Genomic DNA, 20,245 nt, shown 5'->3' with positions numbered 1-20,245 from the left:
CGACCCGGTGAACCGAACGCGAACAGATCCGCCCGACGTCGCGCAGAACCCTTGCGTGCTGACTAGCCTGAACAACGGCGGGCCGGTTGGTGTCACCGCCGTGTCGAGCCGAAGGAGCCGTTCTCGTGTCCAGTGAACCCGGGGTGTCCACCGAGTCGTTGCCAGAGTCGAACAAGCTGGGGTTCGGCGTCGATGTCGGCGGATCGGGGATCAAGGGCGGGATCGTCGATCTGACCACCGGACAGCTGGTCGGCGATCGATTCAAGGTCCTGACCCCGCAGCCGGCCACCCCTGAGGCCGTTGCCGGCGGTATCCGCGAAGTCGTCGGGCACTTCGATTGGAAGGGCCCCGTCGGCGTCACTCTGCCATGCGTCATCACCGGAGGCGTCGCACGCACCGCCGCCAACGTCGACAAGGGCTGGATCGGCACGGACGTCTACAAGCTGCTCGGTGCCGAACTGGGTGACCGACAGCTGTCGGTGCTCAACGACGCCGACGCGGCCGGCATGGCCGAAGACCGGTACGGCGCGGGCAAGGACTACAAGGGCGTGGTGATGCTGTTGACCTTCGGTACCGGGATCGGCTCGGCGATCATGTTCGGCGGCACGCTCATCCCGAACACCGAACTCGGCCACATGGAGGTCGGTGGCAAAGAGGCCGAGCACCGGGCGTCGTCGAAGGTGAAGGAAGACAACGACCTGTCCTACTCCAAGTGGGCCGAGGAGGTGTCCGCCGTGCTGTCGGCGTACGAGGCACTGTTCTGGCCCGAGGTCTTCATCGCGGGCGGCGGGATCAGCCGAAAGGCGCACAAATGGATTCCTCATCTGACCAACCAGACACCCGTTGTACCGGCCACTTTGCAGAACACCGCCGGGATTGTGGGCGCCGCTATGGCGGTGGAGGCGGGGTTGCGCCCCTAGGTGCCGTTACAATGGCATTCGACTGGCTGTACGCCGGTTCCCCCCAAGCCCCCAGCTTCGCCGAGTGACATCTCGGCGGGACACCGTCTCCGCGGCGAAACCCACCGGTTTCGGTGTCACGGAGATAGCCCGAAAGGTCGTACGTGGCAGCCACGAAAACCCGCCAAACCGAACCGGATACCGAGCAGTCGGAATCGGAGTCGGTGACCGCGTCGCGGGCGCGCAAGGCACCCGCAAAGAAAGCAGCCGCCAAGAAGACAGCCGCCAAGAAGGCCCCGGCGAAAAAAGCCCCGGCCAAGAAGGCAGGCGCAAAGCGCGCGACCAAGAAGGTCGACGGCGCGCCTGATGGCGACATCATCGAAGGCGACGGTCTCGAACCGGATCCCTCGATCGATGACATCGACGTACCCGAGGGCGAACTGACCGACGACGATGTTGTGGTCGTGGTCGACGACGACACCGTCGAGGCCGGAGTCGTCGCACCGGGTAAGGGCAAGGCCAAGAAGGCCGACGAAGATGTCGAAGAACCGTCCGAGACCGACAAGGCCTCCGGTGACTTCGTGTGGGACGAAGACGAGTCCGAGGCATTGCGGCAGGCCCGCAAGGACGCTGAGCTCACCGCGTCTGCCGACTCGGTCCGCGCGTACCTCAAGCAGATCGGCAAGGTTGCGCTCCTCAACGCCGAAGAGGAGGTCGAACTCGCCAAGCGCATCGAGGCCGGCCTGTTCGCCACCGAACGCATGCGGCGGATCACCGAGTCCGGCGAAAAACTCACCGTGGCCCAGCGTCGCGATCTGTCGTGGATCTCGCGCGACGGTGGCCGCGCCAAGAACCACCTGCTCGAGGCCAACCTCCGTCTCGTCGTCTCCCTGGCCAAGCGCTACACCGGCCGAGGAATGGCATTCCTGGACCTGATCCAGGAGGGCAATCTCGGTCTCATCCGTGCAGTGGAGAAGTTCGACTACACCAAGGGCTACAAGTTCTCGACGTACGCCACGTGGTGGATTCGTCAGGCCATCACCCGGGCCATGGCCGACCAGGCGCGCACCATCCGCATCCCGGTGCACATGGTCGAGGTCATCAACAAACTCGGGCGCATCCAACGTGAGCTCCTGCAGGACCTGGGTCGCGAACCCACTCCTGAAGAGCTCGCCAAGGAGATGGACATCACGCCCGAGAAGGTGCTGGAGATCCAGCAGTACGCGCGCGAGCCCATCTCGCTCGATCAGACCATCGGCGACGAAGGCGACAGCCAGCTCGGTGACTTCATCGAGGATTCCGAAGCGGTCGTTGCCGTGGACGCCGTGTCGTTCACCTTGCTGCAGGACCAGCTCCAATCGGTGCTCGAGACACTGTCCGAGCGCGAAGCCGGTGTTGTCCGCCTGCGATTCGGCCTGACCGACGGGCAGCCACGCACCCTGGACGAGATCGGCCAGGTCTACGGGGTCACCCGCGAGCGCATCCGCCAGATCGAGTCGAAGACCATGTCGAAGCTGCGCCACCCGTCACGGTCGCAGGTTCTGCGCGACTACCTCGATTAGGAGCCGACCGCCCGCATCATCCAGGCGATGAGTTCACTGCGTACTTGCGTACGGTTGGTCTCGTTCAGGATCTCGTGCCGGGCGCCGGTGAACACGCGGACGGTGACGTCGGTGAGCCCGGCAGACCGGTAATGGGCTGCCAACTGATCGACCAGTGCTCCCCCGCCACCGACCGGGTCCTGGTCGCCCACCGCGATCAGGATCGGTAGGTCGCGGCGCATCATTCGCACGAGCGCGGGATCGGCAAGTCTGCGGGCCCCGGTGAACATCTCACGGGTTGCCGTTGCATCGATGCCGAATCCGCACAGCGGGTCGGCGACGTAGTCATCGACGATGTCGGTGTCCCTCGACAGCCAGTCGAAGTCGGTTCGTGCCGGGGCAAAGGGTGCGTTGAACATCGACAGGTCCAATTCGCTGTCGACGTCGAGTGCGGGTTCGAGGGCGTCCAGGGCCGCCGTCCCGCTCAGCACCACGGCGTCCACGTCGTCGCTGTGCTCGAGTAGGTGCTGCTGCGCAGCGAACGACCCCATGCTGTGAGCGATCACCACCAGAGGTACCTCCGGACACTCGTTCTTCGCCACATCGATCAGCCGCCCCACGTCGGCCACCAGGGCGTTCCAGCCGTCTGGTCCGAGATCGCCGGGGAGGCGGCCGGGAAGTACCGACGAACCGTGCCCGCGATGGTCGTAGCCGACCACTGCGAAGCCGTCAGCGGTCAATGCATGGGCGGTGTCCTCGTACCGGCGGATGTGCTCACCCATGCCGTGTACCAGCAACACGGTTGCCACCGGCTTTCCGGCAGGCTCCCACCGCAAGCCGGTCAACGCTGCGCCGTGGACCGAATCGACAACGAATTCAGACGGCATCTCGGGTCCTTCCGTCCGGGGATTTCTGCGCTCGCGTCGAGAGCACACGTCTGCAGTTTGAATGATCATGTGGGGTAAATCCGGGTTTCTGCGAGGCCCGGCGCCCTCTGCTGTGCTTCCATATCCGCATGTTCGGTGTGTTGAGCCCATGCGTGGCGCATTTGGATGAAGAGTTGGGCGCGCAGTGGCGTGCGCACTTGTGTGGTGTGTGTTTGGCATTGAGGTCCTCCCACGGACAGTTGTCACGGTTGACGACCAATACCGATGCGGTGGTTGTGTCGGTTCTTGTTGATGCGCAGCGTGAGTCGGCGCCGGAGTTGGTGTCGGCAGGGCGGTGTGCGTTGCGGGGTATGCGGGGGGCGCAGGTGGTCTCGGCGAGTGATGTCAGTGTGCGGTTGGGGGCGACGGCGTCGCTGACGTTGGCCTCGGCCAAAGCTGCTGACGTGGTGGCGGAGCGGGCGGCGGGGGTGGCGTCGCCGTCCGTGGTGCGTGCCGAGGGTGCACGGTGGGCGGAGCCGCGGCTGCGGTCTCGGGCATTGGCCGATGCGCCGGTGTCGGCTGCGATGGGTGGTGGGGAGTTGTTGACGCAGCTGGGTGCTCAGGCGCAGGTGGAGTCGGGGTCGGTGTCGTTGATGAAGATAACCGAGAACGCAGCGTCTGCTGGTGCGGCAGTCTTCGCAGCGACGGCGGAATTGGCGGGAGTGCCGGGCAATCAGGAGATATTGGCAGGAATCGGTCGCGATTTCGGACGGTGTGCCCACTTGCTGGATGCGGTGGAGGACCTCGAGCGTGATCGAGCAGGTGGGGACTTCAATCCGTTGATCGCGACGGGGACCAGTGTGGAGTTCGCGCGGACGGAGTGCGTGCGGTTGGTGGATGCGATCAGGGTGGCGCTTGATGGGGTGCGGTTGCGCGACGACCGGTTGCTGCGGATGTTGTTGATCGGCGGATTGAACCGTGCGCTGGTACGCGTCTTCGGTTCTGGGCCCGATGCCGTGTTCACCAGCCCCGGACAGCGTCGTCAGCCGCAACTGCCACCGTTCTACAAGCGGGTCCTGCCGTGGATGGGCGTGTACTGCACCGGCTACGCCTGCTGCGCGGACCACACCAATCCGTGCAACGGACGCCGGCACCAAGCCGCATGCAACGGGTGCGACTGCTGCAACGTCTGTGATTGCTGCGACTGCTGATCAACCGGCCCGGACATCGGCCAACGACCACAGCGGTCCGACAAGCAGCCAGACAACCGTGATCACCCCTAGCGTGGGGAAGAAGCCATACAAGGCACGTGCCTGATCACCGTCCGCTACGGTCCAGGCCAGCAGGAGAACCGCGGCGATCGACACCGCGGCAGCACAGATCCACCGTCCGAACATCCCCACCTCGTGTCGAAAGGCGTTCCTGCCCTGTGATTGCCGGGCCAGCGGCGGCGGCCCGTCGGCAAACCAGTGCGCGAACCTGACATCGGCCCACCTGATCAGGGGATGGGCGAACGCGACGGTCACCCCCAGATATATGCCGGCAAGGCGATGCACCGTCTCGACCTCGCTCCCCCGCTGCAAGTCCACTGCGACCGCACCGAGCAAAACCACGTCGAGCAGGGGCAGCAGCGCCAGCACGATGATCGAAGCACGTTGTCGGTGCAGGAGATATCGAACCGCCAGTGCACCGAAGACGACCACCCAGAAACCGACTTCACAACCGACGATCACAGCGAGAACAGGCGATTCCATACCGACGAGTCTCGGTCGGTGGCCGCACCCGACACATCGGCCACGAGATCGAGAAAGAGTCATCACTTGGAACGACGACCGCTGTCAGCCGATGTGTTGTCATGGTGGGGTGCAAGGAGGCACCGCGATGACAAAGCTCACCATCGACCCGGACCGCCGGCGCGATGTCGTAGTGGCCGTGGCATTTTTTGTTCTGGGCATCGCACTCTACGTCGGCGATTTGCGCTACTTCTTCGGCGGTGAGCCACTTGTCTCTGTCGTTCCGGAGTGGGTCCCTTATGTCGCACTCGCCCTTGCGTGCGCTTTCCAATCGCTGCGGTCGACCCGCCCGGACATCGCTCTCGGTGGATGCCTGGCCGTCATGGTGGTCGATGCGTTCGCCGGCCCCACGATCGCGGTGTGGATCGTGTACTCCGATGTCGTCTACTCCGTCGCGAGGTACGGTTCCGCCCAGACCCGGCGGGCCATGTTGCTGGCGAACTGGCTGATCGCCGCGGTCGCCCTGACCACAGCGATCGCGGGTTCCGGTGACTGGCGGGTCGCCTTGATGGTCATGCTGCTGGTGACCGCACTGATCGCCTCCCCCGCCTCCTACGGCCACGCGATCAGGCAACATCAGATCGCAGCCGACAGCGAACGCGCCAGGGCTCAGGCGACCGAGGAACTGGCCATCCGGGAACAGGAGGCCGCGATCGCCCAAGAACGCCGACAGCTGGCACGTGATCTCCACGACGTGATCGCGGGCCACTTGTCGGGCATCGCACTTCAGACGGCAGCGGCCCTGGAGACCACCGACTCGGCAACCCGCGAGACAGTGCTGCGTACTGTGCGCGCAAGCAGCATCGACGCACTCGGTGAGATGCGCACGATGATCGAATTGCTCTCCGGGAGCGACGATCTCGATTCTCCGGCCACCGCGACCATGGCCCGGTTGGACCGGTTGATCGACGCCGCACGGGCCGCCGGTTCTCCCGTGCGGGCGACGATCGTCCACCCACGCCTGGCCCCGGCCACCGACATCGCCGCCTTCCGCATCATTCAGCAGGCCATCACCAACGCAACAGTCCACAGTCCCCGCAGCGCCATCGAGATCGATGTGCAGCAAGATGATTCGTCTCTGACGATCGCGGTGACGAACCCGGTACCGGACGGAACCACGGCAGCCGTGTCGGACGCCGGCCACGGCATCACGAACATGAAGATGCGCGCGTCGTCGGTGGGCGGCGTGCTCGAAGTGTCTGTCGCACAAGGACGATGGCGAGTGTTCGCACAGTTGCCGACCATTGTCCTCGACACCACCGCCGACATATCGACCACGTCGGCAGGGTCCCGATGATCCGGGTCGTGATCGCAGACGACCACGCCGCCATCCGCGCGGGGCTCCGCCTCATGCTCGACGGCGTGAACGACATCGAGGTCGTCGGCGAGGCCGTCGACGGAGATGACGCCGTCCGGCTCGTCGCGGAACTCCACCCAGACGTGGTTCTGATGGACATCCGCATGCCGGGCACCGACGGGATCGCGGCCACCGCTCTCATCGGCGCCACCCACGACGCCAACGTGCTGATCCTCACCACCTTCGACATCGACGACTATCTCTTCGCGGCGCTGCGCGCCGGAGCGGCCGGGTTCATGCTCAAAACCGCCACCGCAGCAGAACTGGTGGCGGCCGTCACCGCGGTGGCGCGGGGGGACGCTGCCCTTGCCCCCGAAGTGACCCGCAGGGTCATCGAACGGTTCACCGACCACCACCCGTCGCCGCGACCGGCGGCCGAACCCGATCGTGTCGTGGCACGCGGGCTGGCCGAGCTGACCGAACGCGAACGCGACGTGTTGGCGGCACTGGGACGCGGGCTTTCGAACGCGCAGATCGCCTCGGAGTTGTTCATCGGAGAGACGACCGTGAAGACTCATGTGTCACGTGTGCTGACCAAACTCGGGCTCCGATCCCGTGTGCAGGCAGCGATCATCGCCCGCGAACACGGTGTCGTCAGACCCGACGGCACGCGTTGACCAGACCAGACCTGGCAGTCAGTTGAGTTGTGGATATCGGCCGGAGTCATCCATCTCGTACCGTTCCACTCCGATGACGGCGCTTGTCGGCAGAGAGTCGTAGAGGTGCGGGAACTGCGTTCCGTCATCGCTCGGCGGGTCACCGTCTTCCCACACGATCTCGCCGCCCACGCGCTGCGGATCGATGCTCAACAGAACAAGATCGGAATGATCTCGGTAGAGCAGATTGGCCGGGATGTGGACCTGTGTGCGTTCAGACAGGTGCACGAACCCCTGCTGCGTCAGCGACTCCGGTTCCAGGACGCCACTCGAACGCGCCTCGAGCCAGTCGGATATCGAGCACAGATGAACCAGGTGGACGCCGTCACTCACCCTTACCAGCCTGCCGCATCACCCGGTACCTGCGCCAGAGTCAATCTCGGACGATCGCGCCGTGAAGACGATCGCAGCGACCACCAGCACCATTCCGCACACCTCGGCCCACGAAGGCACCTGCGCCAGTGCGATGGCACCCACCACCGTCGCGGTCAGCGGCAACAGTGCGAGCAGCAAGGCGAACTGGGACCGGCCGAGCCGGGCGAGCACCACCTGGTCGAGCAGATACGGCACGGCGCTCGACAACACGCCGACCGCAACCCCGAGCGCCAGGACCCGCCAGCTCCAGAGTTCTCCGGGCGAGATGGTCGTCGTGATGCCTATCACCACCGGGGCGCAGATGGCCCCGGCGACGCTGAGACCGATGGCCAGGTCGTCGATCCCGTTGCGCCACGCCGGGCCGGCCGGCGCAGACTCGGCATGTACGTTCCCCGTCGACACCATCTTGCCGACCACGATGTAGCCGGCCCACAATCCGGCGGCCACCAGGGCGAACAGCACCCCGAGCGGCGCGCCGGAGAAACTCGCCCCGCTGAGCAGGACGACGCCCATCAGCACCGACACGACCGCAACCCCGTCCGACATCTTCCGCGAACCCGCTGCTGCGACAACGATCGGCCCGAGGAACTCGATCGCGACGGCCACCCCCAGGTCGATATGGTCGATTGCCAGGTAGAAGGCCATGTTCATACCCATGGTGATCAGCCCGAAAGCAGCTGCGATCGCGAGACGGCGAGGTGGATAGGAATCCTGTCCCCTCGGCCATCGCCGCGCTGCGATCGGCCACCACAGTGCCAACAGCACAAGCCCTGCGGCGGTGGCCCGAAGCCAGGCCACCGCTGCCGGATTGAGCTGGGAGAACAGCGGCACTGCCACTGATGCGCCGACGTACTGGCACACCGCCCCGATGATGAAGAGCAGAGGTAGATTGGCGGAGATCCGTTCCGATCGGGAGGGATCGACACGGCTGCTCATGGGCTCACTGTAGGCACGACGACCGCGGTGATGGCCCGGCGAGGTGGCCGTACTGGGACGCATTTCATAGGCCCGCGATACACAGATGTTGCCGATCGAAAGCCTGCTGTTACGGGTGAGTGACGACACACGCCGAGGCACCCGGGAACAAAGCCGAATCCCTGATCGTCTGAAAGAGTGAGAGTGGATGCACCACCCCGGTGTGTTAGCTCGCGAAGGGACCGCGCCAGCGCAGGCCCGGGACGGAGGAAGAAATGTCAGAGACCATCACCACGCCCCCGATCTCCATGCCGTTGACCACTGCCGACCGCTGTGATCGATGTGGTGCAGCAGCCCGTGTACGCGCTGTTCTCTCCACAGGTGGCGAGTTGCTGTTCTGCCGCCACCACTTCAACGAGCACGAAGCCCGGCTGGTGGACATGGGCGCCACCGTGATCACGAACGAGGAAGAGCTCGTCTGACACGTCGACAACACAACACCGCCGCGGTTCACTCAGTGTGAACCGCGGCGGTGTCTTTGCGGGGTCGGTCTGGGCGCAGGGCTTTCTCACAGGTCCTAACGCCAGGTGCGCAGCGCCTCGATCCGAGCCTGCAATTGTTCTGCCGTGGCCATCGCTGTGGGCGGTCCCCCGAGTTTCGCACGCAACTCGTTGTGGACCAGTCCGTGCGGTTTTCCGGTTCGGTGGTGGTGCATAGCGACAAGGCTGTTGAGCTCCCGGCGCAACGCACTGAGCTGATTGCCCACGGTGGGTTCGCGCGGTGTGGCCGGCGCAGCCTCGGGACTGGCACTGCGGGCCTCGATCTGATCGGACTGCCGCTTCTGCAACAGGTCCCGCACCTGGTCGGCATCGAGCAGCCCCGGAAGGCCGAGATAGTCGGCCTCCTCGTCGCTGCCGGAGAACGTTGCAGTACCGAACGAGGATCCGTCGAAGATCACCTGGTCCAACTCGGCGTCGGCGTGCAGGGACTCGAATCCCCGTTCGTCGTCCTTCTCGTCCTTCGTCTTGTTGGCGTCGTTCAGCAGCGCGTCGTCGAGTCCTTCGGACTCGCGGTGGGGTTTGCCGAGCACGTGGTCGCGTTGGGCCTCGAGCTGACTGGCCAGTTGAAGCAGCACGGGCACCGAGGGAAGGAACACACTCGCGTTCTCTCCCGGCCGCCGCGACCGCACGAACCGGCCGATCGCCTGAGCGAAATACAACGGGGTTGATGCACTGGTGGCGTAGACGCCAACTGCCAGGCGCGGCACGTCGACGCCCTCCGACACCATGCGGACCGCGACCATCCACTCATCGTCGGAGTCACCGAATTCTGCGATCCTGCTCGACGACTTGGGGTCGTCGGACAAGACGAGCGCCGGAGCCTTACCGGTGATGGCCTGCAGGAGTTCGGCGTAGTCGCGTGCGACGGTCTGATCGCTGGCGATCACCAGCCCACCGGCATCGGGCATCCCTGATTTGCGGAGCTGCCGCAGCCGGGTGTGCGCGGCCTGCAGCACAGCGGGGATCCAGTCTCCGTGTGGGTCCAGGGCGGTCCGCCAGGCGCGCGCGGTGTGCTCGGCCGACAGCGGCTCACCCAGGCGGGCAGTGAACTCCTCCCCCGCGTTGTTTCGCCAGCTTGCCTCCCCCGAGTACGCGAGGAAGACAACCGGCCGGACCACGCCGTCCGCAAGGGCATCGGAATACCCGTACACGTAGTCGGCGACCGAACGGGCTCCACCGCCCGGCTCGGGTTCGTAGTTGATGAACGGGATGGGGCTGTCGTCGGACCGGAACGGGGTTCCCGTCAGCGCCAGACGCCGGGTCGCGTCCGAGAACGCCTCGCGGATCGCATCTCCCCAACTCTTCGCGTCACCTCCGTGGTGGATCTCATCGAGGATCACCAGGGTGCGGCGGTTCTCGGTTCGCACCCGGTGTCGAGCCGGGTGTGCCGCGACCTGAGCGTAGGTCACCACGACACCCTGGAAGTCCGAACTGGTCTGGCCGGTGCTGTTGCTGAAACGTGAATCGAGAGCGATTCCCGCGCGTGCGGCCGCTGCGGCCCACTGGTGCTTGAGGTGCTCGGTGGGCGCGACGACGGTGACCTGATCCACGGTGCGGTCGGTCAGCAACTCGGTGGCGATCCGCAGGCCGAACGTCGTCTTGCCTGCACCTGGGGTCGCGACCGCCAGGAAGTCTCGCGGTGCCGCGGACAGATATTTGGTCAGCGCGCGTCGCTGCCAGGTACGCAGCGACGACGCGGCGGGCGCGGGCGCTGGGTCGGACGTGACCTGTGATCCGGTGGCGGCAATAGGTCGGGTCACGACAGGGCACAACTCCTAGCTGCGATGAGATCGGATTCCACCCGTCCGAGCTGGTCGGACGGTCGGTGCGTTGCCGAGGGGCAGATCGGCCACTGCACGGGTCCGTCGGGCACCGGCAGAATGTTACCGCGCCCGCAGACGTCCGAGCGACCGCGGCGGCGGCGCGGCATCACGCATCGCATCCGAACTTCGGCAATGCTGGACACCATCGCTCCTCCAACCGATCCCGAATCCGAACCCGCCCCGAAGAAGCCGGCGCGCGGCGCTCACGCAGATCCGCTCGACGCCCCGACGTCGCGGCCGCCGGTCCTCAGAACGATTCCCCGACTGCTCTGGCGCACGATCACGAAATCGTGGGACGACTCGATTTTTGCCATGTCCGCGCAGGCCGCGTTCTGGCAGACGTTGTCCTTGCCTCCACTGCTTCTGGGCATTCTCGGCAGTCTCGGCTACATCGCCGGCTGGTTCGGCCCGAACACCGAACAGATCATCTCCGACCGGATCATCGGCTTCGCGGACCGTACGTTCAGCCAGAACGTGGTCGACGAGATCATCACCCCCACCGTCGACAACGTCCTCGTCAGCGGTCGTGCAGAGGTCATCTCGCTCGGCTTCCTGCTGTCGCTGTGGGCCGGGTCCTCGGCGATGTCCAGCTTCGTCGACTCCATCGTGGTCGCCCACGGTCAACACAACGTCCGGCACGCGGTGACACAGCGGTTGTTCGCGCTCTGGCTCTACGTCTGCTTCCTCGTCCTGTCGGTGTTCACGCTGCCACTGGTCGCCCTGGGCCCCACGTACGTGCGTGAGGTGGTACCCGATGCGTGGCGCGAGACCGGCTCACAGCTGATCGACTACGGCTACTTCCCGGCGGTGGCCGTCCTGCTCCTGATCGGACTGACCACGCTCTACCGGGTTGCGCTGGCCAATCCACTGCCGTGGCATCGCCTGCTGTGCGGTGCGTTGCTCGCCGGCGCGGTGTTCTGGCTCGCCAGCGCGGTGCTGCGCTGGTACCTGTCGATCATCACCCAGACCGGGTACAGCTACGGGGCGCTGGCGACACCTATCGCGTTCCTGCTGTTCACGTTCTTTCTGGGATTCGCCATCGTCATCGGCGCGGAGTTCAACGCCATCGTGCAGGAGACGTGGCCCGCCAACCCGAGCAAGATCGACCAGGTCCGCGACTGGGTCTCGGCGCAGACCAGCGACATCACCGACCAACTCAAAACCGTTCCGAAGAGACTGCCGACGGGCCCGATCCGCAAACCGGATCTCGAGGCGACCGAACCGCCGCAGTCGCCCCCACGACGCAGCCCGGACCGTCCCCTCGACAGTGAGCGGTGATCAGTCCTTTTTCATGCGGGCGTAGATCTTCTTGCATTTCGGGCACACGGGGGACCCTGGCTTCGCCGACTTGGTGACGGGAAACGTTTCGCCGCACAGTGCGACAACGATGTTGCCCATGACAGCGCTCTCGACGATCTTGTCTTTCTTCACGTAATGGAAGAACTTCGGGGTGTCGTCTTCGGTGGTCTCATCGGTGGTGACATCGGGGCGTTCGACGGTCTGCGTATCCATGGGTCCAATTCTGCATCGCTGCGGCGGTGTCGGCCAACGGGCGTGCCGTAGGGGTCACACCGCGCGTGGTGGCTGTCCGGCCGGGAAAGGTGGATAGTGGAGCCGTGGGTCCGAAAGAGCACGCGACCGAGACATATCTGATCACCCAGGCGCAGACATCCCTGGAGGAGCAGCACCGTACTCGAGTACGCAAATACCTGACGCTGATGGCGTTTCGCGTTCCGGCGCTTGTCATCGCGGGGCTCGTCTATGGCGCCACACAGAACGGTCTGCTGGCACTCGGCATCATCGTGCTGTCCATTCCCATCCCGTGGGTGGCGGTCCTGATCGCCAATGATCGACCTCCTCGGGCCAAGGGTGAGGTGCCCCAGTACAAGTACGGCCCGGACAATCACCGGCAGCTCACCGACGGGGCGACCTTCAACGGGCTCGACCGACGACGCGAGTGAGCACCGCTCGATCCGTCGAAGACCTGGAGTCCATTGCGGCCGGTCTACGCTCGGCGTTCCTCCGCACCGACTACACCGCCGACGGGATCCTGAACCTACTGGGAACCGACGCACATGATGCGCTCGGTCGTGGCGAACCCGTACCGGTACGGCGTGCTTGCGCCGACGGGGGCGAGCTGGGCGTCCTCATTCGGCTGCTGTTGTTGGGCGACACGTGCCCGGAGGGTGACGTAGCCGCTGCCCTGAAGCCCGTGCCGGTCGACGATGCGGTGCGCGTCGGGATGCTCGATCACGACGATCACGGTGTACGAGCCGCGATCGATGTCCGGCCCGTGGATTTCGGGACGGGGTCGCGCTGGCTGTTCTCCGACCTCGACGGCAGCATGCGCCGGATCGCCATCACCGAAGATCATGTCCTCGGGGTCGGGCAGGCATCGCTGTCACTGCTCAGGGCAACGGCAACCGAGCCGGTCGGCACACTTCTCGACATCGGGACGGGCTGCGGTGTGCAGGCCATCCACGCCGCCGACTTCGCTCGCCACATCACCGCCACCGACATCACCGGACGATCGCTGGCGATGACCCGCGCCGGCGTGGCCATCAACGACATCGCGCCCGAACGGGTCACAGTGGCGCGTGGTGCCTGGTTCGGACCGGTCGGGGGATCGCGTTTCGACCACATCGTGGCGAACCCACCATTTGTGGTGGGCCTCCCGTCCGTGACGCATTCGTACCGCGACTCCGGCCTCGACCTCGACGGGGCCAGCGAGTTGATGTGCCGAACAGCACCGGACTTCCTTGCCGAGGGCGGCACTGCGTCGATGTTGGCATCGTGGACCATCCGCGGCGACGACTGGCGCGAGAGGGTCGCGCAGTGGATCCCGGACCACGGTGTGGACGCGTGGGTGGTCCAGCGCGACGTCGCCGATCCGGCGCTCTACGTCGGCACATGGCTGCGCGACGCCGGGCATGACCTGCGCGATCCCGCGGCTGCGGAGTTGGCGGACCGATGGCTGAGCCATCTGGACGATGCCGGTGTACGGGGCATCGGTTTCGGCTTCGTCTTCCTGCGCCGCACAGATGAGCCCACCGACCTGCTGGCCGAAGAGATGAGTCAGGCGTTCGACGACCCACTGGGTCCCGAGGCGGCCGAGTATCTGCGTCGGATCGCGTGGTTACGCGACCACGATCTGGGCGAGGAACGCTTCAGCGTGCGTGGGGGCGCCGCACTCGAACGGGTCGCGACGCTCACCGGCGACAACGGCTGGGAAGACGTCGTCACCCGCATCCACCGCGGAGACGGACCCCGGTGGGGTCACGAGATAGATGCACTCGGCCAGTCTCTGCTTGCTGGGCTGCGGCCCGACGGACTGTGCCTCGATGAGGTGGCCGAGCTGCTCGCCATGGCCACCGGGTCGGACCCTCTGGATCCGGGTGATGTGCACGCGATGATCGAGGGTCTGGTGCGTCACGGAATCGTCGTCCCTGCGGGGATGTAGCGGTCCCTGCCGGGAAAGCTCAGTTCACTCTCAGTAACTTCTCAGACCGCCTTCCCAAAGACGCAGGTCAGCGCATCCTGCGCGGGAACACGTCGCGGAACTATCTGGTGAGGCTCAGCCGTTGAACTCTGTGAAGACAATCGCACTCGAGGAGGCCGACATGTCCAGCCCCACCACCATCCGTCCGGCAATGACCGAACAGGACCTGGATGCACAGAGCCCGGCCGCGGACCTGGTCCGCGTTTATTTGAACGGTATCGGCCGCACCGCCCTCCTGAACGCCGAGCAGGAAGTCGAACTTGCGAAGCAGATCGAGGTCGGCCTCTACGCCAAGCATGTTCTGGCCACCCGGAAGCGTCTGTCCGCGGTGAAGAAGCGCGATCTGGCCCAACTGGTCCGCGAAGGTGAGTCGGCCCGCTCGCATCTGCTCGAAGCCAACCTCCGTCTGGTGGTCTCGCTGGCCAAGCGTTACACCGGCCGCGGGATGCCGCTCCTCGACCTGATCCAGGAAGGCAACCTGGGCCTGATCCGGGCGATGGAGAAGTTCGACTACGCCAAGGGCTTCAAGTTCTCGACCTACGCCACCTGGTGGATCCGTCAGGCCATCACCCGCGGCATGGCCGACCAGAGCCGCACGATCAGGCTCCCTGTCCACCTGGTGGAGCAGGTCAACAAATTGGCCCGCATCAAACGCGAACTCCATCAGCAGCTCGGTCGTGAGGCCACCGACGAGGAGCTGTCGTCGGAGTCGGGCATCCCGGCCGAGAAGATCGCCGATCTGCTCGACCACAGCCGCGACCCGGTGAGCCTGGACATGCCGGTCGGCAGCGATGAAGAAGCTCCCCTGGGCGACTTCATCGAGGACGCGGAGGCCACCTCCGCGGAAAATGCCGTGATCGCCGGACTCCTGCACACCGACGTGCGCACCGTGCTCTCCACCCTCGACGAGCGTGAGCAGCAGGTCATCCGCCTGCGCTTCGGACTCGACGACGGCCAGCCCCGCACTCTCGATCAGATCGGGCGGATGTTCGGCCTGTCGCGTGAACGTGTTCGCCAGATCGAGCGCGAAGTGATGTCGAAGCTGCGCCAGGGCGAACGTGCCGATCGGCTTCGCGCCTACGCGAGCTGATCGCGCCGTACGTCTTCACTCGAGCGGAAAGCCGCCACCGATTCGTCGGTGGCGGCTTTTCTCGTCATGGATCCCTTATCACCCCAGACGGCGGGGACCTGAATCGTGTTTGGTGGGAACGGGCCCCACGTGCATGCGTGCCGCGAGCACGGCCACCCCACCCGGCGTGGCATGGATCGGGTCGCACACCACCTCGCGTGCCTCGGGGATGTCGTCGACCAGCGCCGAGATCCGGGTGACCAGGTCGATCAGCGCATCCTTGTCCACCGGCTCCGAACCGCCATAGCCCGACAGCAGTGGTGCCGACCGCGGCGCCTCGATCAGGTCGGCGGCGTCGCTCTCGGTGAGGGGTAAGGCCCGATACGCCCTGTCTCCCAGCAGATCACTTGTCACGCCGGCCAATCCGAACGACATGAGCGACCCGAACGACGGGTCGTCGCGCACCCTGATGACCGTGCTGATGCCCTTGGGTGCCATCTGTTGGACGTGCAGACGGGATTCGCCCGTCACCTCACCCAGTTCCACCACCGCGAGGCGCACTGCATGCTGGTCGGGTAGGTCCAGGCGGACACCCTCGCGGTCGGCCCGGCCGCGCCATTCTTCCGAGAATGCTTTGACGGCAACGGGATACCCGAGCTCGTCCGCAGCCGCGACGCTCTCCTCGACGCTGTTGATCTCCCGGAAGGGAACGATGTGGATGCCGTAGCAGGCGAGCACCTCGGCGGTTGCCGCGTCGTCGAGCTCGGTGACATCCCCGCCCTGTGCGTCGACGGCCTCCCGGACGAGACGGCGAGCAGTGTCGGGGTCCACGTCGGCGGGCCGGCGGACCTGGGACGGTGGCCGCGACCGCCACTGCGAGTATCGCCACGAATATCCGAGTGCTTCGGCGGCCCGCTCGGGCCCTGGATAGGACGGGATCGATCCGCGTGCGGGTGTTCCGTGTGGTCCGAGGACGGTGAGGTTCTGCGGGATGCCTTCCACCGCGAGGAACGTGGTCACCACTGGTTTGTCAGAGTCGGCCATCCCGGTCATCAACGCCTGGGCGTACCGGTCCACGCTCACCGCCACCGGTGGGACGAACACGGCTATCAACGCATCCACCCCGTCATCCGCGGCTGCCGTCCGAACGGCGTCCTCGAACTCTTCCGGGGAGGCACCGGGTCCGAGATCGACCCGCTGAACCGCTTCAAGGCCGAAGTGGCTGCCGGCTTCCTGTGCCAGCACGCCCAGCGCCGTCGAGTTACCGACGATGCTGACCCGGGGGCCACGCGGAAGGGGTTGGTACGCAAAGACCGTCGCGCAGTCGAACAATGCCGATATGGTGCCCACCTGGATGACGCCGGACTGGGCGAGGATGGCCCTGGTGCTCTCGTCGTCAAGCGAATGGTCGGCGGCGGCCATCGCGGGTGGCACGGCACCGCGGCCGGACTTGACCGCGACAACCGGTTTGCCGCTTGCCACCCGCCGGGCGAGGCGGGTGAACTTCCTGGGGTTACCGAAGCTCTCCAGATAGAGCAGCACCACCTCGGTGTCCGGATCGCTGTCCCAGTACTGCAGCAGGTCGTTACCGGACACGTCGGCGCGGTTGCCTGCCGACACAAACGTCGACAGACCCAGTTGCCGTCGGGCGGCGGCGTCCAGGATCGCGATGCCGAGGGCGCCCGACTGGCAGAAGAAGCCGACCGCACCTCGCCCTGGAACCAACGGCGCCAGTGTGGCATTGAGGCCGACAGCCGGATCAGTGTTCGCCACACCGAGCGCGTTGGGCCCCACCAATCGCATACCGTGCTCACGGACGGACTCGACCAGACGGCGCTCGGATTCGAGCCCGGAATCGCTGGTCTCGCTGAATCCGGAGGACAGCACGAGCATCGTCTTGACACCTTTGGACAGACAGTCGTCGAGGACGTCCTCGACCGCGTCGGCCGGAACCGCGACGATGGCCAGGTCCACAGGATCCGGGATGTCGCGCACCGTCGGATAGGCCCGGATGCCGCGCACCGCCCGGTGCTCGGAATTGACCGGATACACGGGCCCGGTGAACCCCGCGGCGATCACGTTCGCCAACACCGCATTGCCGACCTTCAGTCTGTCCACGGAAGCGCCGATGACCGCAACCGACGTCGGCCGCAACAGATTTGCCACACTTCGGGCCTCTGATCCGCGCTCGCGCGCGTTGCGCACCGACAGCAGGGCTTCGGTCGGGTCGATGGTGAATTCAACGTGGATGGTGCTGCCGTCGAAGCTACGTCGCAGCTGATATCCCGCGTCCCGGAACACCGCCACCATGTTGGGGTTCTCGGCCAGCACCTCGGCTTCGAACTTCTCGAATCCGCATTCCGCGGCGGCACCGGCGAGGTGTTCGAGCAGGATCGGGCCCAGTCCCCTTCCCTGGTGCTCGTCGGCCACCACGAACGCGACCTCTGCCGTCCCGGGTTTGCCGTCGCCGGCCAGGCTCTCGTAGATGCCAATGGCGATGATCTCGCCGCCGAGCATGCCGACGAACGCGACGCGGCTGTAGTGGTCCACGGTGGTCATCCGCGCGAGTTCACGGGGCGGGATCTGCGGGAACGGCCCGAAGTAGCGCAGGTACCGCGTGCGCTCGGACAGCCGTGAATGGAAGCGGACGAGACGGTCGGCGTCCTCGGGCACGATCGGGCGCAGATGGACCACGCCGCCGTCGCTCGCGAGAACATCGGCGATCCAGTGACGCGGGTAGTCGTGGGGGCCCCGCTGATCGGGTGGCACGGTGTCAGTCACGGGGGTCCTCCGGATCGAGTCCGCACAGCGGGTACACCGCTCGGCGGGTGGCCATGATGGTGGCGTCTGTTCTGGTTTGGGCGGCATCGGTGACACCCGCCATCAGCGGTCCACCACCATCACCGTCCCACGGGAGGTAGTCGATGTCGCCGCCGTCGGTCATGCTGTTCACGGGATCTCCGCGCAGCGTTTCATCGAGCGCTTGTGCCTCCTCTGTCGCTGCGCGGCACCAGCTTTCATCGATGGTGGTCACCGGATCGATGTCGTGTCCGGTGACCGCCGCGATGAGGTGGGTCCAGCTGCGCGGAACCACGTCCACGATGCCGTACCCCCCACCGCCGACCGCCAGCCAACGCCCTTCGGCGTAGGTGTCGGCGAGGTCACGCATCGCCAGGACCGCGGCGCGCTGACCATCAATCGTCAGCGACAGGTCGGTCAGCGGATCGCGCCGGTGACTGTCCACTCCGCACTGGCTGACGATGATCTGTGGACGGAAGCTCTCGAGCATCCCGGGCACGATGGCGTGAAAGGCGCGCAGCCACAGCTTGTCCGTGGTCTCGGGCATCAGCGCGATGTTGACCGCGGTGCCCCTGCCGTCCTGCTCCCCCACCTCTTCCGGCCACCCGCTGCCCGGCCAGAGCGTCGCCGGGTGCTGGTGCAACGACACCGTCAGAACGCGGGGGTCGGCGGCGAAGACCTTTTGCACGCCGTCGCCGTGATGCGCGTCGATGTCGATGTAGGCGATGCGGTCATACCCCTGCTCGAGCAGCCACCTGATGGCGACAGCGCAGTCGTTGTAGATGCAGAAACCCGCCGCGTGACCGGGCATCGCGTGGTGCATGCCCCCACCGATGTTCACCGCTCGACGTACCGAGCCGGACGCGATCGCCGCGGCGGCCGCCATGGTGCCACCGACGAGAACGCTGGCGGCACCGTGCATTCCCTCGAAGATCGGGTTGTCCGTGCTACCCAGCCCGAACAGTCTCTCCAGCAAATGTGTTGCGCCGCCGACATAGTCGTCGACCGCGGAGGCGCTGCGCACCGCGTCGAGGTAGGCGGAGGTGTGCACGGTCTGCAGCAGCCGGTCGTCGACGTTCATCGGCGGCGTGGTCTCGACACCGTCGAGCACCCCGAGCGACCGCGACAGAGACATCGTCAGGGCCAGCCGCACCGGGTTCATCGGATGCGCCGCCGTCCATCGGTATCCGAGGAAGTCGTCGCTCCAGATCACCGCGGCCGGCGCGGCACCGGTTCGGTCGCCAGCATTGTTCATGCTGCGAGCCTAGTTCGACTGATGCGCAGAGGGGCCCTGTCGGCCTGGTTCACCCGGACGAGGGCACAGGCATATCCCACCCGTCGCCCCGCGCTACAGCTACAACCCACTCGTACAGGTAACCTTACTAGAGGACGAAAGGGATGGGGATCGTGAACGAACTGATCGACACCACCGAGATGTATCTCCGGACGATTTACGACCTCGAGGAAGAAGGCATCGTTCCGCTGCGGGCTCGTATCGCCGAGCGACTGGAACAGAGCGGCCCGACGGTGTCACAAACCGTCGCACGGATGGAACGTGACGGACTGGTGATGGTTGCGGGCGACCGCCACCTCGAGCTGACCGACAAAGGCCGCAGCCTTGCCGTGTCGGTGATGCGCAAGCACCGGCTCGCCGAGCGGCTGCTGGTCGACGTGATCGGCATGCCGTGGGAAGACGTGCACGCCGAGGCATGCCGCTGGGAACACGTGATGAGCGAGAACGTCGAGCGCCGTTTGCTGGAGGTCCTCGACCACCCGACCACCTCGCCGTACGGGAACCCGATCCCGGGCCTGGACTTGCTGGGCTATGAGAACACCGCACCTCCCGGACCGATGACACGCATCTCCGAACTCCCGCAGGGCGAACCGGTCGCCGTGATCGTCCGGCGGTTGTCCGAGCACGCTCAGTCGGACATCGAGTTGATCAGTCAGCTCCGTGAGGCCGGTGTGGTGCCCAACGCACGCGTGACCGTGTCGGTGAAGCCCGGCGCGATCGTCATCATCACCCCGGGACACGAAGGTCTGACACTGTCCGAGGAGATGGCCCACTCGCTACAGGTCGAGAAGGTCTGACC

19 protein-coding genes are annotated in these 20,245 nt (G+C 65.8%); 11 read left to right on the top strand and 8 right to left on the bottom strand.

The window, feature by feature from the left end:
• Positions 1 to 125 precede the first annotated feature (125 nt).
• Both ppgK and MVA47_RS15785 read left to right on the top strand, forming a co-directional pair.
• Positions 126 to 920 (top strand): polyphosphate--glucose phosphotransferase, encoded by a 795-nt coding sequence (gene ppgK, locus MVA47_RS15790; protein WP_247208610.1) that lies wholly within the window; start codon positions 126 to 128, stop codon positions 918 to 920.
• A 143-nt stretch (positions 921 to 1,063) separates the two neighbouring features.
• A complete protein-coding gene (locus MVA47_RS15785; protein WP_023959608.1) occupies positions 1,064 to 2,461 on the top strand; it encodes an RNA polymerase sigma factor in 1,398 nt (465 codons plus the stop codon).
• Here the strand turns inward: MVA47_RS15785 and MVA47_RS15780 are convergent.
• Positions 2,458 to 3,327, bottom strand: a complete 870-nt coding sequence (locus MVA47_RS15780; protein WP_247208609.1) for an alpha/beta hydrolase — start codon at positions 3,325 to 3,327, stop codon at positions 2,458 to 2,460. The genes MVA47_RS15785 and MVA47_RS15780 overlap by 4 nt on opposite strands.
• A 128-nt stretch (positions 3,328 to 3,455) precedes the next feature.
• On the opposite strand from MVA47_RS15780, the gene MVA47_RS15775 reads away from it, so the two are divergent.
• A complete protein-coding gene (locus MVA47_RS15775; RefSeq protein ID WP_247208608.1) occupies positions 3,456 to 4,517 on the top strand; it encodes a DUF5685 family protein in 1,062 nt (353 codons plus the stop codon).
• Here the strand turns inward: MVA47_RS15775 and MVA47_RS15770 are convergent, their stop codons facing one another.
• Positions 4,518 to 5,060: a hypothetical protein gene (locus MVA47_RS15770; RefSeq protein WP_247208607.1), complete on the bottom strand. Its 543-nt coding sequence runs from the start codon at positions 5,058 to 5,060 to the stop codon at positions 4,518 to 4,520.
• A 127-nt stretch (positions 5,061 to 5,187) separates the two neighbouring features.
• Here MVA47_RS15770 and MVA47_RS15765 point away from each other — a divergent pair, with 127 nt between their 5' ends.
• Entirely contained in the window at positions 5,188 to 6,396 is a 1,209-nt protein-coding gene (locus MVA47_RS15765) for a sensor histidine kinase (RefSeq protein WP_247208606.1), read from the top strand.
• Positions 6,393 to 7,073 carry a response regulator transcription factor gene (locus MVA47_RS15760; protein ID WP_247208605.1) on the top strand — a complete coding sequence of 227 codons (681 nt, stop codon included), beginning with the start codon at positions 6,393 to 6,395 and terminating at the stop codon, positions 7,071 to 7,073. Before MVA47_RS15765 ends, MVA47_RS15760 begins: the two co-directional genes overlap by 4 nt.
• Before the next feature lie 18 nt (positions 7,074 to 7,091).
• Here the strand turns inward: MVA47_RS15760 and MVA47_RS15755 are convergent, their stop codons facing one another.
• Positions 7,092 to 7,445 (bottom strand): DUF952 domain-containing protein, encoded by a 354-nt coding sequence (locus MVA47_RS15755; protein ID WP_099385013.1) that lies wholly within the window; start codon positions 7,443 to 7,445, stop codon positions 7,092 to 7,094.
• Positions 7,446 to 7,463: 18 nt separating this feature from the next.
• Complete coding sequence (locus MVA47_RS15750; RefSeq protein ID WP_247208604.1) at positions 7,464 to 8,423, bottom strand: DMT family transporter; 960 nt, start codon at positions 8,421 to 8,423, stop codon at positions 7,464 to 7,466.
• A gap of 254 nt (positions 8,424 to 8,677) precedes the next feature.
• Here MVA47_RS15750 and MVA47_RS15745 point away from each other — a divergent pair, with 254 nt between their 5' ends.
• A complete protein-coding gene (locus tag MVA47_RS15745) occupies positions 8,678 to 8,884 on the top strand; it encodes a hypothetical protein (protein ID WP_030163359.1) in 207 nt (68 codons plus the stop codon).
• A gap of 95 nt (positions 8,885 to 8,979) precedes the next feature.
• On the opposite strand, the gene MVA47_RS15740 is transcribed toward MVA47_RS15745, so the two are convergent.
• Positions 8,980 to 10,710 (bottom strand): DEAD/DEAH box helicase, encoded by a 1,731-nt coding sequence (locus MVA47_RS15740; protein ID WP_247210834.1) that lies wholly within the window; start codon positions 10,708 to 10,710, stop codon positions 8,980 to 8,982.
• Positions 10,711 to 10,917: 207 nt separating this feature from the next.
• Between MVA47_RS15740 and MVA47_RS15735 the strand changes: the two genes are divergently transcribed.
• Positions 10,918 to 12,063, top strand: coding sequence for a YihY/virulence factor BrkB family protein (locus MVA47_RS15735; protein ID WP_247208603.1), 1,146 nt, complete (start codon positions 10,918 to 10,920; stop codon positions 12,061 to 12,063).
• Here MVA47_RS15735 and MVA47_RS15730 read toward each other — a convergent pair whose 3' ends face one another.
• Positions 12,064 to 12,297, bottom strand: coding sequence for a DUF3039 domain-containing protein (locus tag MVA47_RS15730; RefSeq protein WP_062797911.1), 234 nt, complete (start codon positions 12,295 to 12,297; stop codon positions 12,064 to 12,066). It abuts the gene before it with no gap.
• A gap of 68 nt (positions 12,298 to 12,365) precedes the next feature.
• Here MVA47_RS15730 and MVA47_RS15725 point away from each other — a divergent pair, with 68 nt between their 5' ends.
• From MVA47_RS15725 to MVA47_RS15715, 3 genes are all read left to right on the top strand, one after another.
• Complete coding sequence (locus MVA47_RS15725) at positions 12,366 to 12,746, top strand: DUF3099 domain-containing protein (RefSeq protein WP_051406576.1); 381 nt, start codon at positions 12,366 to 12,368, stop codon at positions 12,744 to 12,746.
• Positions 12,743 to 14,245, top strand: a complete 1,503-nt coding sequence (locus MVA47_RS15720) for a methyltransferase (protein ID WP_247208602.1) — start codon at positions 12,743 to 12,745, stop codon at positions 14,243 to 14,245. The genes MVA47_RS15725 and MVA47_RS15720 overlap by 4 nt, the downstream gene beginning before the upstream one ends.
• A gap of 160 nt (positions 14,246 to 14,405) precedes the next feature.
• On the top strand, positions 14,406 to 15,374 hold the full coding sequence (locus MVA47_RS15715) for a sigma-70 family RNA polymerase sigma factor (protein WP_247208601.1): 969 nt from the start codon (positions 14,406 to 14,408) through the stop codon (positions 15,372 to 15,374).
• Between the two features lie 78 nt (positions 15,375 to 15,452).
• On the opposite strand, the gene MVA47_RS15710 is transcribed toward MVA47_RS15715, so the two are convergent.
• Both MVA47_RS15710 and MVA47_RS15705 read right to left on the bottom strand, forming a co-directional pair.
• Positions 15,453 to 18,221 carry a GNAT family N-acetyltransferase gene (locus tag MVA47_RS15710; RefSeq protein ID WP_374474211.1) on the bottom strand — a complete coding sequence of 923 codons (2,769 nt, stop codon included), beginning with the start codon at positions 18,219 to 18,221 and terminating at the stop codon, positions 15,453 to 15,455.
• Positions 18,127 to 19,407: an acetoin utilization protein AcuC gene (locus tag MVA47_RS15705; protein ID WP_247208599.1), complete on the bottom strand. Its 1,281-nt coding sequence runs from the start codon at positions 19,405 to 19,407 to the stop codon at positions 18,127 to 18,129. The genes MVA47_RS15710 and MVA47_RS15705 overlap by 95 nt, the downstream gene beginning before the upstream one ends.
• Positions 19,408 to 19,559: 152 nt before the next feature.
• On the opposite strand from MVA47_RS15705, the gene MVA47_RS15700 reads away from it, so the two are divergent.
• Positions 19,560 to 20,243: a metal-dependent transcriptional regulator gene (locus tag MVA47_RS15700; RefSeq protein ID WP_247210832.1), complete on the top strand. Its 684-nt coding sequence runs from the start codon at positions 19,560 to 19,562 to the stop codon at positions 20,241 to 20,243.
• Positions 20,244 to 20,245 lie beyond the last annotated feature (2 nt).

Origin of the sequence: Williamsia sp. DF01-3 (assembly GCF_023051145.1) — a bacterium.
Taxonomy (GTDB): domain Bacteria; phylum Actinomycetota; class Actinomycetes; order Mycobacteriales; family Mycobacteriaceae; genus Williamsia.
The sequence above is the reverse complement of the archived record's forward strand: the minus strand, read 5'-3'. Positions and strand labels throughout refer to the sequence as shown.